We start from the raw sequence: 12,662 nt of genomic DNA, 5'->3' as shown, positions 1-12,662 counted from the left end.
GAAGGGAGAACTATTGAATGGCTAAAGATGATGTAATTGAAGTCGAAGGTACCGTTCTTGAAACGTTGCCAAATGCTATGTTCAAAGTAGAATTAGAGAATGGGCATGTCGTATTGGCTCACGTTTCTGGTAAAATCCGTATGAACTTCATTCGTATTTTACCAGGAGACAAAGTTACGGTAGAATTATCTCCGTACGATTTAAATCGTGGTCGTATTACGTACCGTTTTAAATAATATAGCACTCCGTAATCTTTAAGGAGGTTCGAGACATGAAAGTAAGACCGTCAGTTAAACCAATCTGCGAAAAATGTAAAGTTATTCGTAGACGTGGAAAAGTAATGGTTATTTGTGAAAACCCTAAACATAAACAAAAACAAGGTTAATCAGAAGGAGGTGCATTCAGAATGGCACGTATCGCAGGTGTAGATATTCCTCGAGACAAACGCGTTGTTATTTCTTTAACTTACGTATTCGGCATTGGTCGCACAACTGCTGAAAAAATTCTTACTGAAGCTGGTATTTCTTCAGAAACACGAGTTCGTGATTTAACGGAAGACGAATTAGGACGTATCCGTGATGTTATCGATCGTATTAAAGTTGAGGGAGACCTTCGTCGTGAAGTATCTCTTAACATTAAACGTCTAATGGAGATCGGTTCTTACCGTGGTCTTCGTCACCGTCGTGGTTTACCAGTTCGTGGTCAAAATTCTAAAAACAATGCTCGTACACGTAAAGGTCCACGTCGTACAGTAGCAAATAAAAAGAAATAATAAGTAAAGGAGGTTGAACTAACAATGGCACGTAAAACAAACACTCGTAAAAAACGTGTGAAAAAGAATATCGAAGCTGGTATAGCTCATATTCGTTCTACTTTCAACAACACAATCGTAACACTTACAGATACTCACGGTAACGCGCTTTCTTGGTCTAGTGCTGGTGCACTTGGTTTCCGTGGATCTCGTAAATCTACTCCATTCGCTGCGCAAATGGCTGCTGAAGCTGCTGCTAAAGTTGCAATGGAGCACGGTTTAAAAACTTTAGAGGTTACTGTTAAAGGTCCTGGTGCTGGTCGTGAAGCTGCAATTCGTGCTCTTCAAGCTGCAGGTCTAGAAGTAACAGCAATTAGAGATGTTACTCCAGTTCCTCATAATGGATGTCGTCCGCCAAAACGTCGTCGTGTGTAATTTTTCTGTATAGAATTTTCCCTTTTGTCTATAATGGATATGATGCATTATCGAGAAATTTCGTACAGAAACATCGCTTGTTGTGCACAATCGGGAACTGCCTAAGGGGGACTTTCGGTTAGACAGGGGTTATACCTTTGTTTAACCGGGGTTTCGACGTTTTGAAGGAGGGTTTAGTTAATGATTGAAATCGAAAAGCCGAAAATCGAAACGGTTGAACTTAACGAAGATGCTAAATATGGTAAATTCGTAATTGAACCGCTTGAGCGTGGATATGGTACTACTTTGGGTAACTCCTTACGTCGTATTCTTTTATCCTCACTCCCTGGTGCCGCTGTTACTGCTATCCAAATCGATGGCGTATTACATGAATTTTCAACAGTTGAGGGCGTAGTAGAAGACGTTACGACGATCATCTTAAACTTGAAAAAGTTAGCTCTTAAAATCTACTCTGAAGAAGAGAAGACGTTGGAAATTGATGTGCAGGGCGAAGGTATTGTCACAGCTGCTGATATTACTCACGATAGTGATGTAGAAATCTTAAATCCAGATTTACACATTGCAACGTTAGCAAAAGATGCGCATTTCCGCGTGCGTTTAACTGCAAAGCGTGGCCGTGGGTATACGCCAGCTGATGCAAATAAAAGCGAAGATCAACCAATAGGAGTAATTCCTATTGATTCTATTTATACTCCAGTATCACGTGTGACTTACCAAGTGGAAAAGACACGTGTCGGACAAGTGGCTAATTATGATAAGCTTACGCTTGATGTATGGACGGATGGAAGCATCGGGCCAAAAGAAGCTATCTCTTTAGGTGCCAAAATCTTAACTGAGCATTTAAATATCTTTGTTGGTTTAACTGATGAAGCACAAAATGCTGAGATTATGGTCGAGAAGGAAGAAGATCAAAAAGAGAAAGTTCTTGAGATGACTATCGAAGAACTAGACCTTTCTGTTCGTTCTTATAATTGCCTAAAACGTGCAGGAATTAATACTGTACAAGAGCTTGCGAACAAAACAGAAGAAGATATGATGAAAGTTCGTAACTTAGGACGTAAATCCTTAGAAGAAGTTAAACATAAACTTGAGGAATTAGGTTTAGGTTTACGTAAAGACGACTGAGGATTTAAACCCATGAACAAAGGAGGGAACTACGAATGGCATACAGAAAATTAGGCCGTACAAGTGCGCAACGTAAAGCTATGTTACGTGACTTAGCTACTGATTTAATTATCAACGAGCGCATCCAAACGACAGAAACTCGTGCAAAAGAACTTCGTTCTGTAGTGGAAAAAATGATCACTTTAGGTAAACGCGGAGATCTTCATGCTCGTCGTCAAGCAGCAGCTTTCATTCGCAATGAAGTAGCTAACGCTGAGACTGGTCAAGATGCACTTCAAAAATTATTCGCTGATGTAGCTCCACGCTATGCTGAGCGCCAAGGCGGATACACTCGTATTGCAAAAATTGGTCCACGTCGCGGAGACGCAGCACCAATGGTAATTATCGAGTTAGTATAATGATAATTAAAAGGGCAGGACAGTTCTTTTCAAGAAACTGGTCATGGCCCTTTTTTTTAAATATAAAAATAGGCGAGCTTGGCGAAGGAAAGGGTGCCTTCTATTGAAAAAAGAGAAACTTCGGATAGGAAATATATCATTTCAATATCCTGGGGCAGCCACGTATGCATTAAAAGATGTTTCATTTTCCTTATATGAGGGAGAATGGGTATCTATTATTGGACAAAACGGTTCAGGAAAGTCTACACTTGCAAAATTATTGAATGGTTTGTTTTTGCCGGAAGCAGGGACTATTACAGTAAATGATTCAATGGTTTTATCAGAGGAAACGGTATGGGATGTTCGAAAACAAATTGGAATGGTATTTCAAAATCCAGATAATCAATTTGTTGGAACAACAGTGCAAGATGATGTTGTATTTGGCTTAGAGAATATCGGAATGCCCAGAGAACAAATGATTGAAAGATTAGAACAGGCCTTACGACTTGTCCGTATGGAAGATTTTCTTAATGATGAGCCTCATTCCTTATCTGGTGGGCAAAAGCAGCGAGTGGCAATAGCAGGCGTTTTAGCACTTCAGCCATCTATTTTAATATTAGATGAAGCAACGTCAATGTTAGATCCTCAAGGAAGACGTGAAGTAGTAGAAACGGTTAGACAACTTGTTAATCAAAAAGGTATTACTGTGCTATCAATTACACACGATTTAGAAGAAGCGGCACAGTCAGATCGTGTCATTATTTTAAATAAGGGAGAAATATTAGAGGAAGGGACTCCAGAAAAAATTTTCAAATCCTCTCATATGCTCCAAGAAATTGGCTTAGATGTACCGTTTTCGGTGAAAATAGCAGAATTATTAAAAAGAAATGAAATTCTTTTGCAAAATACGCATCTTACAATGGAAAGCTTGGTGAACGAACTTTGGAGATTACATTCCAAAAAGTAGAACATCGTTATCAATATAAAACTCCATTTGAAAGACGCGCACTTTATGATGTAGACGTGTCGTTTCCAAGTGGGGGTTATTATGCCATTATCGGTCATACTGGTTCAGGTAAGTCGACGATGATTCAACATTTAAATGGTTTATTGCAGCCGACAAATGGTACAGTTCAAATTGGTGAACATTTGATTTCGGCAGGAAAGAAAGAAAAAAAGCTAAAGCCACTACGTAAAAAAGTAGGGGTTGTCTTTCAATTCCCAGAACATCAGTTGTTTGAAGAGACTGTGGAGAAAGATATTTGTTTCGGCCCTACTAATTTTGGGGTATCTGTAGAAGAAGCGAAGCAAAAGGCAAGAGAGGCAATTGAACTTGTAGGGTTAGAGCCAGAACTGTTAACACGTTCACCGTTTGAGTTAAGTGGCGGGCAAATGAGGCGTGTTGCGATAGCGGGTGTATTGGCGATGGAACCTGAAGTGCTTGTATTAGATGAACCTACAGCAGGTCTAGATCCAAAAGGGCAGAACGAACTTATGCAGATGTTTTATAAGTTGCATAAGGAGAAGGGGCTTACAGTTATCCTTGTAACGCATAATATGGAGGATGCCGCTCAGTATGCGGAGCAGATTGTAGTTATGCATAAAGGAACGGTCTTTTTGCAAGGAAGTGCAGAGGAAGTATTTTCACATGCTGATGAACTAGAGAAAATTGGTGTGGATCTTCCTATGTCATTAAAGTATAAACGTGCAATTGAAGAGAAGTTTGGTATTTCAATTCCAAAGGCTACCTTATCTTTAGAGGATCTTACTCATGAAGTTGTGCAGGTGTTACGAAAAGGTGGTCATGAATCATGCAGCAGTTGATTATTGGGAGATATATCCCAGGGAATTCACTTATTCATCAACTTGATCCACGTACGAAGCTGCTGATTGTCTTTTTATATGTATTTGTTGTTTTCTTAGCAAATAATGCGATTTCATATGGATTTTTATTTTTATATGCACTCATTGCTTTATTTTTTGCAAAAGTGCCGATTCGTTATGTACTTTCGGGCTTAAAACCAATTTTATGGATTTTTCTTTTTACATTTTTCCTGCATATTTTTACAAATAAAGAGGGGGATGTACTACTCCAGCTTGGTTGGTTTTCGATACATGAAAAAGGATTAGAGCAAGGGATATACATTTCTGTACGATTCTTCGTTATTATTTTAATGACGACATTATTAACGTTAACGACGACACCTATTGAAATTACAGATGGTTTGGAGACGTTATTAAAGCCGTTGAAGCGTATAAAGGTTCCTGTTCATGAAATCGCATTAATGATGTCAATTTCTCTTCGTTTTATTCCGACATTAATGGATGAAACGAGTAAAATAATGAAAGCACAAGCATCACGTGGTATTGATTTCGCTGGGGGACCGATAAAAGATAGAATGAAAGCTATTATCTCACTGCTTGTTCCTCTGTTTATCAGTGCTTTTAAGCGTGCAGAGGACTTAGCTATTGCGATGGAAGCTCGTGGATATCAAAGTGGTGAAGGACGTACTAAATTTAGGCAACTACGCTGGAAAACAAGCGATACAGTAACGATTGTAAGCTTATTTTGTTTAGCTTGTATTTTGGCATGGGTGCGATCGTAATGGAGAATAGAGAAATGGATAGAATAAAATGTACGGTTGCATATGATGGCATGCATTTTTGTGGTTATCAAATTCAGCCGAAGCATCGTACTGTTCAACAGGAGATAGAAAAAGCATTACAGAAATTGCATAAGGGAGAACTTGTTCGTGTTCAGGCATCTGGTAGAACAGATTCTACGGTTCATGCAAAAGGACAAGTCATACACTTTGATACTCCTTTGTCTCTTGAAGAGTGGCAATGGAGTAACGCTTTAAATACAATGTTGCCAGATGATATTGTTATTAGGCAAGTAGAGAAAAAAACAGAAGAGTTTCATGCACGTTACGGTGTTGAGAAAAAAGAATATCGTTATCGTGTATTATTATCAAAGACTGCGGATGTATTCCGTAGAAATTACGTATATCAATATCCATATCCGCTCGAAATCAAAAAAATAAGAAAAGCAATTCCGTATTTTATTGGAACGCATGATTTCACTTCTTTTTGTTCGGCAAAAACTGACAAAAAAGATAAAGTGCGAACAATTTATGAAATCGAGTTAATTGAGCAAGACGATGAATTAATTTTTCGTTTTGTAGGTAATGGATTTTTATATAATATGGTCAGAATTATTGTTGGTACGTTACTTAACGTAGGGCAAGGAAAGCTTGATCCTGATAGCATTCCAGAGATTTTAGCGAAACAAAATCGTCAGTTTGCTGGAAAGATGGCTCCAGGTCATGGGCTTTACCTATGGGAGGTAAACTATAACAACTAATCCTGGTGTAACATTTGCTTGACATTAGAAACTCAAAAGTATATCATAACATATGGTATTGTTTCTAAAACCACGATTAGCCCCGGAAGGAAATCGTGTTTAAGATAAACAATAGATTTTTTCTATGGAAAAGATAACGAGGAGGGAAACACATGCGTACGACTTTTATGGCAAAAGCTAACGAAGTTGAGCGTAAATGGTATGTGGTTGATGCTGAAGGTCAAACTTTAGGTCGCCTATCTACTGAAGTAGCATCCATTTTACGTGGTAAAAACAAACCTACATTTACACCACACGTTGACACGGGTGATCATGTAATTATTATTAACGCTGAGAAAATTCATTTAACAGGTAATAAATTAAACGATAAAATTTACTACCGTCACACTAACCACCCAGGTGGACTTAAGCAAAGAACAGCTCTTGAAATGCGTACAAACTACCCTGTACAAATGTTAGAGCTTGCAATTAAAGGCATGCTTCCAAAAGGACGCTTAGGCCGTCAAGTTTCTAAGAAACTTAACGTGTATGCTGGAGCAGAGCATCCACACCAAGCACAAAAACCAGAAGTTTACGAACTTCGCGGATAATTAATTAAAGGAGGGCTTACTTTGGCACAGGTTCAATACTATGGCACTGGACGTCGTAAGAGTTCAGTAGCGCGCGTACGCCTAGTTCCAGGCGAAGGACGCGTTATCATTAACGGTCGTGATTTTGAAAACTATATCCCATTTGCTGCATTACGTGAAGTAGTGAAACAACCTCTAGTTGCAACAGAAACTTTAGGTAACTACGATGTACTTGTAAACGTAAATGGTGGTGGATACACTGGTCAAGCTGGTGCTATTCGTCACGGTATTTCTCGCGCTTTATTAAAAGCTGATCCAGAATACCGTCTAACACTAAAACGTGCAGGTCTATTAACTCGTGACGCACGTATGAAAGAGCGTAAAAAATACGGTCTTAAAGGCGCACGTCGTGCACCTCAGTTCTCAAAACGTTAATTTTTGCGAACTACAAACCCCAACCATTTTGGTTGGGGTTTTTTTATGTTTCATTCCTCTTTTGTAATTTTTATAGCTTGGAATATTTTAGTGCTACCACCGCGCGTATGCTTCTTCTTTAGAAGTTTAGACTAATACGTATTAGGGAGGTTTATAAGTACTATGAATGTCATTGTCAGCTTACAAGAAAAACAAAAAGAAAAGCAGTTAAAATACGAGCGGAAGATGTTGCGGGAATTATCATTAAAAACATTACGTTCAAATATTCGTGATGCCTTTCAAATGCAAGAGCTTCATCGTCAGTATGAAGATTACTGTATTGAATTAGGGATAGAATCTTATTTATTAGGAGCGAGATATAGTAAATTTGGTTATTATGGTGAATCGTTTTTTGATGTGAAATATAGAGCTTTAGAAGAAGAACAACAATTAACTGAAACGCTATTTCAATTTTTAACGAGTATGACTATGCGAGAAATAAAGTTGAAAGATGAGGAATTACTTTTTGAATCTTGTCAGCAGTTTATAGGATTGTGGTGGCAAGAAGGGTATGAAAAAGGTGAAAGAAGATATCGATTAAAGCTTCATTAAGACAAGCATAAACTTTCCTCTTGTCCCATATAAGTAATTAGAGGGACTAGCTGGAGGAGGAAAGGTATGAAGAGAATTCGAATTATCTCTTTTGCACTCGCTGCGGTTGTATTGTTTTTTTTAGTCAAACAAGAATTTCAAATTACAAAATCGTGGCGAGCTTGGAATTTACCCTTATCAGGGAAAGTAATTGTATTAGATGCTGGTCATGGTGGACCAGATGGAGGGGCTGTTGGAGGAAAGGATATTATAGAAAAGGATATTACGCTTGAAATTACAAAAAAGGTACAAGACTATTTACAAGAACAAGGTGCACTAGTTATTTTAACGCGTGAGGGAGATTATGATTTAGCTAACAAAGATACAAAGTCATATAGTAGACGTAAAGCAGAGGATTTAAAAAAACGTGTAGAAATCATCAATAAACCTGATGTAGACTTTTTTGCAAGTATTCATTTAAATGCTTTAACTAGTAGTGGATCGAAAGGCGCACAAACGTTCTATTACCGCTCTTCAATTGAAAATGAACGTGCTGCAAAATTTATACAGGCTGAATTGAGAACAAGTTTAGAGAACACGAATCGTTCTGCTAAGACAATTTCGCATGTGTATTTATTAAAGTATTCTAAAACACCAGGTGCTTTAATTGAAGCCGGCTTTTTATCGAATGTGAACGAAAGGTATATGTTAAATTCGGAGAAATATCAGCAAAAGGTAGCGGCTGCAATATACCGGGGTATATTACGCTATTTCACGGAAAAAGGAAATCCTCCAGAATAAGGAGGATTTTTTTGAGTTTCTCTCGTTAACGAAGTTTTCGGAAAATATGTTATACTGGAAATGTAAACGCATTTATTTCAAGAATAAGCAGAGATAAATTCAATTAACATTACGTTATTTTTCATACAGGGGGCTGGGCTAATTATGGTAACGAAAGAACAAGTGGTTGAAGCGTTAGAAGGGATGGTAGATCCGTTTTTACATAAAACATTAAAAGAAACAAGTGCAATTAAAGAGGTAACAGTCAAGCCTGAGAAGGAACATGTGAGTGTCAAAATTGCAATCGTAAAAACTGGTACAGCGGAACAAATGCAGTTGCAGTCTGGAATTGTAAAGTTATTAAAAGAGCTTGGAGCAGCAACAGTTGGACTTCGTTTTGCAGAATTTACAGAAGAGGAATTAGCTCAGTTTGCACCAGAACAAGAAGCAGAGCAAAGTGAATCTTTATTGTCACCAAATTCAAAAACGACATTCTTAGCAGTAGCGAGTGGAAAAGGTGGCGTGGGAAAATCAACCGTTTCCGTTAACCTTGCAGTTGCTTTAGCTCGTTTAGGAAAAAAAGTTGGTATTATTGATGCGGACATTTACGGTTTTAGTGTGCCAGACATGATGGGGATAGAAAAACGTCCCATCGTAAGAGGTGATAAGATAATTCCGGTAGAACGTTTAGGTGTAAAGGTAATCTCAATGGGCTTCTTTGTAGAGGATAATGCACCAGTTATTTGGAGAGGACCTATGCTTGGGAAAATGTTAAACCACTTCTTCACAGAAGTAGAATGGGGCGATTTAGATTATTTAGTATTAGATTTGCCACCAGGCACAGGTGATATTGCGTTAGATGTGCACTCAATGTTGCCATCTTGCAAAGAGATTATTGTAACGACACCGCATCCAACAGCTGCGTTTGTAGCAGCGCGTGCTGGAGCGATGGCATTACGCACTGAACATAGTATTCTCGGTGTTGTTGAGAATATGGCATATTTTGAAAGTAAGGTAACTGGTGAGAAAGAATATGTATTTGGAAGAGGCGGGGGAGATAAGTTAGCTACCGAACTACAAACAAATGTTCTTGGGCGTATTCCACTGCAACAACCCGATTGGAATAAAGAAGACTTTGCTCCTTCAGTATATGAGGATACACATACAACCGGCATTATTTATAGTAAAATAGCTGAAACAGTAATTGATAAAACAGCTGTTACACAAAAATAAAGCGAAACTTTAATCAGTGGGGTTCATCTGTTACTGGCAACAACTAGTAAACCTTTCGCTTAACTAGAGGGCCATTTTGTCTGTTAATAGCAAGATAAAGTAATAACGAGTGGACAATTTATACATTGTCCACTCGTTATTATAGTTATTATTTTCACTGTTCTTCCTTCTTCTCGCCTTGAGAACCGCCATCACCGCCTGCTTCTTTCTTATCAGATCCACCTTTTTCAGCCTTTTGTACACCTTTACTAATGATATCAATCATCTTGGCTTGGAAGAGTGGACTTTCAGCAGTTTCTGTTAGTACTTGTTGTAGATATTGACGGTATTCTTTACTCTTCATTGTTTGTAACATCATTTTTTCTACTTCAGGATTTTTCATAATTTCTATAACGCCTGCTTGGTATTCAGGGTCTTTTAATAAGGTTTTCATTAATTGGGTTTGTTCTTTCCCCATACTTTTAGCAAACTTTGATGAGAACTCAGGATCTTTAAAGAGCTTTTCCCAGAATTGTTGCCCTTTATCGGATACCATGGCATCTTCAATCGTTTTCTTTACTACTGTTTCATCTAGTATGAGTGCTTGTTTCATTTTTTCATCAGTTAATACATCTTGAATAGCTTTCTTACCTTGATCTGTTTTTAAAATATCAACAATCATTTTCTTTGTTTGATCGTAATCTAGTTCGGATTTCGTTTCTTTTCCTTGTGCGCATGCTACAAGTGCGATAAGTAGAAAAGAAGAAACGAAAATGAATAGTATCCGTTTCATAAGTTGGAACTCCTTTCAGCACAGTTCTCTCTTTTTAATATAAATATCTTTAAGGAATTTATACATGAACATGGCTAGCTTTTTGAAATTGTCATTGATACAATTTAATTAGAAATATAAGGATAATGGGGGATGTGTTGTGAATAGCCGCAAGTGGGTACGACTATTTTTAACGACGTTGTTTCTTGGTGGGATTAGCACAGTTATTATTGGTTTTGTTTTGGAGTGGGACAGGTATGATAAATTTTTTCAAAATTTCGACGTTAAGGAGATTTTAGCGGTATCTTTCTGGTTGATGGGTGTAGGATTTATTTTTAGCGTTATAAGTCAAATGGGATTCTTTGCATATTTAACAATCCATCGTTTTGGACTAGGGATGTTTCGCTCATCGTCTTTATGGAATGCAGTCCAGCTCTTCTTTATTGCATTCGTATTATTTGATTTTGTGTATTTAAGATCTGTACTTATTGCAAATGGGGAAATCTCATTGGGGAATAACATACTTGTTGCTGGAATTTTATTTGTGTTTGGAGCAATTGTTGCTTATGTAAAAAGTAAAGAAACAAATAAAAAAGCATTTGTGCCAGCTCTGTTCTTTATGGTTGTTGTAACGATTCTTGAATGGGTACCGGCGCTTCGGATTAATGATACAGATTGGTTATATTTAATGGTTATACCGCTATTGTTATGTAATGCATATCAATTACTTGTATTACATCGTTTAATCGGAAAAACGAGTAAATCTGCTTAATAGAGAGAGGTTTTATATATCAGCAGTTATATTATTGGAAATGGTGTGATTAAAAAAGCTCTACCACCTTTTTGAAAGGTAGTAGAGCTTTTTATACGTGAAGAGTAGTAGGGACGAAGCTATTTCACATCTTCACTTTTCGTACTTGTGTTGGAAATAAGTTGTGATACGGATATTTGCTCATATCCATCACTTTTTAATTTTTGCAGAAGCAGCGGTAAAGCTCTATTTGTTTGAAGGGCAGAATCGGATGCGTGTAATAAGACAATATCTCCACCTTTCAAATTATTAGAGACGGTGGAAACGATGTGATTTACACCTGGGTTTTTCCAATCGTTGGAATTATTACTCCAATGCACGACGGTGTATCCAAGTGATTCTGCAATTTTAAGGGTTGCCTTGTTAAATTCGCCACTAGGTGGACGTAACAGCTTGACTTGTTTTACCCCAAGTTTTGTAAAAACATCTTGTGCTCGTAAAAGGTCTCGTCTTATTTCATTCGTCTCTAGAGAAGTATAGGATGTGTAATTGTAACCCATACTACCGATTTCGTGTCCATCTTTCATGATGCGCTCTACAATATCGGGGTGTCTTTCGGCCCATGCAGCAGAAAGGAAGAAGGTTGCATTCTTAATTTGTCTTTCTTTAAGAGTATCAAGGATTGGAATTGCTTTTTTGTCTCCCCAACTAATATCAAACGTAAATGCAACTTGCTTTTTAGCGGTATCTCCTTTGTAAATTACTTTAGGACCTGTAGCAGTTGAAAAAGCAGATTCATGTGAATATGTTTTTAAAAAGAGTAGCCATGCTGTAAATAAGGAAAGTATCACTATTAAGCTAATGTGTTTAAAAGTTCTCTTACTCGTAATAAAAAAGAAAAACATAATATTACGCCCCTTTGTCCAATCCTTTTCAGTTACATATATGCTGTAAATATAAAAAAGAGAACAAAGGATTAATATCGTAAGTAATGGATATAATGAATGATAGGATTGTAATAAGTGAAAATGAGCGAAACGTTTATTGTTACGTAAGGAATTATTGAGGTGATCATTTGCTTGGGCTGATGTTGACAAAAGAAGAGAGAAAAGAGATGGAATACATATTAAAGAGAGAGTTAGAGGAACTTTTATTTGATTTTGAAGATGAGCGTATTCATGAAGTTGTAAAAAAGGCGATGGAAGAAAGATATAAAATCATTTTTTGTTTATTTCGGAGAGTTGCTAATGCAGAGGAATGTATTCGTTATGTAAGAAAAAGAACTTTTTATTAAAAAGTGTTGACGTTAATAGTTTGTATATGGTAAATTAATAAACGTCGCTGATGCGGAAACGCAGAAAACGACAAAAAAGAAATTGAAAAACTTAGTTGACATCGAAAAACGAAGATGTTAACATAAGGAAGTCGCAAATGAGCGGCCAAGTAGTTCTTTGAAAACTGAACGAAACAAACAACGTGAAACGTCAATTTTTATTTTTAGATGCTAGACAAACTAACTTT

Annotated in this window: 19 protein-coding genes; 17 read left to right on the top strand and 2 right to left on the bottom strand. The window is 37.3% G+C overall.

All coding sequences use genetic code 11. From position 1 onward, the window contains the following. The first annotated feature begins 17 nt into the window (after positions 1-17). The 15 genes from infA to AC1Q51_RS26545 all read left to right on the top strand — a co-directional run bounded on the left by infA (position 18) and on the right by AC1Q51_RS26545 (position 9,639). The gene (gene infA, locus AC1Q51_RS26615) at positions 18-236 is read left to right on the top strand and encodes a translation initiation factor IF-1 (protein ID WP_001029884.1); all 219 of its coding nucleotides are present in this window, start codon (positions 18-20) and stop codon (positions 234-236) included. Positions 237-271: 35 nt separating this feature from the next. Continuing rightward, entirely contained in the window at positions 272-385 is a 114-nt protein-coding gene (gene rpmJ, locus AC1Q51_RS26610; protein WP_000868344.1) for a 50S ribosomal protein L36, read from the top strand. A gap of 21 nt (positions 386-406) precedes the next feature. Further along, positions 407-772: a 30S ribosomal protein S13 gene (gene rpsM / locus AC1Q51_RS26605; protein ID WP_000090792.1), complete on the top strand. Its 366-nt coding sequence runs from the start codon at positions 407-409 to the stop codon at positions 770-772. 24 nt (positions 773-796) lie between these two features. After that, on the top strand, positions 797-1,186 hold the full coding sequence (gene rpsK, locus AC1Q51_RS26600) for a 30S ribosomal protein S11 (protein WP_000101797.1): 390 nt from the start codon (positions 797-799) through the stop codon (positions 1,184-1,186). A 180-nt stretch (positions 1,187-1,366) separates the two neighbouring features. Next, the gene (locus AC1Q51_RS26595) at positions 1,367-2,311 is read left to right on the top strand and encodes a DNA-directed RNA polymerase subunit alpha (RefSeq protein WP_000569643.1); all 945 of its coding nucleotides are present in this window, start codon (positions 1,367-1,369) and stop codon (positions 2,309-2,311) included. A 35-nt stretch (positions 2,312-2,346) separates the two neighbouring features. After that, positions 2,347-2,709: a 50S ribosomal protein L17 gene (gene rplQ / locus AC1Q51_RS26590; RefSeq protein WP_000331490.1), complete on the top strand. Its 363-nt coding sequence runs from the start codon at positions 2,347-2,349 to the stop codon at positions 2,707-2,709. Between the two features lie 103 nt (positions 2,710-2,812). Continuing rightward, positions 2,813-3,655, top strand: coding sequence for an energy-coupling factor ABC transporter ATP-binding protein (locus AC1Q51_RS26585; RefSeq protein WP_000711763.1), 843 nt, complete (start codon positions 2,813-2,815; stop codon positions 3,653-3,655). Beyond that, positions 3,631-4,512, top strand: coding sequence for an energy-coupling factor ABC transporter ATP-binding protein (locus tag AC1Q51_RS26580; protein ID WP_000406539.1), 882 nt, complete (start codon positions 3,631-3,633; stop codon positions 4,510-4,512). Before AC1Q51_RS26585 ends, AC1Q51_RS26580 begins: the two co-directional genes overlap by 25 nt. Beyond that, on the top strand, positions 4,500-5,294 hold the full coding sequence (locus AC1Q51_RS26575; RefSeq protein ID WP_001186530.1) for an energy-coupling factor transporter transmembrane component T family protein: 795 nt from the start codon (positions 4,500-4,502) through the stop codon (positions 5,292-5,294). Before AC1Q51_RS26580 ends, AC1Q51_RS26575 begins: the two co-directional genes overlap by 13 nt. Before the next feature lie 14 nt (positions 5,295-5,308). Then, the gene (gene truA / locus AC1Q51_RS26570) at positions 5,309-6,052 is read left to right on the top strand and encodes a tRNA pseudouridine(38-40) synthase TruA (RefSeq protein WP_002094238.1); all 744 of its coding nucleotides are present in this window, start codon (positions 5,309-5,311) and stop codon (positions 6,050-6,052) included. Positions 6,053-6,204: 152 nt separating this feature from the next. Then, the gene (rplM, locus tag AC1Q51_RS26565) at positions 6,205-6,642 is read left to right on the top strand and encodes a 50S ribosomal protein L13 (RefSeq protein ID WP_001260795.1); all 438 of its coding nucleotides are present in this window, start codon (positions 6,205-6,207) and stop codon (positions 6,640-6,642) included. A 21-nt stretch (positions 6,643-6,663) separates the two neighbouring features. Further along, a complete protein-coding gene (gene rpsI, locus AC1Q51_RS26560; RefSeq protein WP_000079986.1) occupies positions 6,664-7,056 on the top strand; it encodes a 30S ribosomal protein S9 in 393 nt (130 codons plus the stop codon). Positions 7,057-7,218: 162 nt separating this feature from the next. After that, positions 7,219-7,647 carry a DUF2521 family protein gene (locus tag AC1Q51_RS26555; RefSeq protein WP_001101005.1) on the top strand — a complete coding sequence of 143 codons (429 nt, stop codon included), beginning with the start codon at positions 7,219-7,221 and terminating at the stop codon, positions 7,645-7,647. 66 nt (positions 7,648-7,713) lie between these two features. Beyond that, positions 7,714-8,427: an N-acetylmuramoyl-L-alanine amidase CwlD gene (gene cwlD / locus AC1Q51_RS26550; protein ID WP_000822439.1), complete on the top strand. Its 714-nt coding sequence runs from the start codon at positions 7,714-7,716 to the stop codon at positions 8,425-8,427. Between the two features lie 144 nt (positions 8,428-8,571). Continuing rightward, a complete protein-coding gene (locus AC1Q51_RS26545) occupies positions 8,572-9,639 on the top strand; it encodes an Mrp/NBP35 family ATP-binding protein (RefSeq protein ID WP_089170265.1) in 1,068 nt (355 codons plus the stop codon). 154 nt (positions 9,640-9,793) lie between these two features. Here AC1Q51_RS26545 and gerD read toward each other — a convergent pair whose 3' ends face one another. Beyond that, positions 9,794-10,411: a spore germination lipoprotein GerD gene (gerD, locus tag AC1Q51_RS26540; protein ID WP_050842394.1), complete on the bottom strand. Its 618-nt coding sequence runs from the start codon at positions 10,409-10,411 to the stop codon at positions 9,794-9,796. Positions 10,412-10,550: 139 nt separating this feature from the next. Here gerD and kbaA point away from each other — a divergent pair, with 139 nt between their 5' ends. Next, positions 10,551-11,162 carry a KinB signaling pathway activation protein KbaA gene (kbaA, locus tag AC1Q51_RS26535; protein ID WP_089170266.1) on the top strand — a complete coding sequence of 204 codons (612 nt, stop codon included), beginning with the start codon at positions 10,551-10,553 and terminating at the stop codon, positions 11,160-11,162. 119 nt (positions 11,163-11,281) lie between these two features. Here kbaA and pdaB read toward each other — a convergent pair whose 3' ends face one another. Then, positions 11,282-12,046 (bottom strand): polysaccharide deacetylase family sporulation protein PdaB, encoded by a 765-nt coding sequence (pdaB, locus tag AC1Q51_RS26530; RefSeq protein WP_000464717.1) that lies wholly within the window; start codon positions 12,044-12,046, stop codon positions 11,282-11,284. Positions 12,047-12,216: 170 nt separating this feature from the next. Between pdaB and AC1Q51_RS26525 the strand changes: the two genes are divergently transcribed. Continuing rightward, positions 12,217-12,435, top strand: coding sequence for a hypothetical protein (locus AC1Q51_RS26525; protein ID WP_000901145.1), 219 nt, complete (start codon positions 12,217-12,219; stop codon positions 12,433-12,435). The last annotated feature ends 227 nt before the right edge of the window (positions 12,436-12,662 follow it).

This window comes from Bacillus sp. MT94, assembly GCF_058792475.1.
Note: the sequence above shows the minus strand (reverse complement) of the source record. Positions and strands in the feature narration are given on the sequence as shown.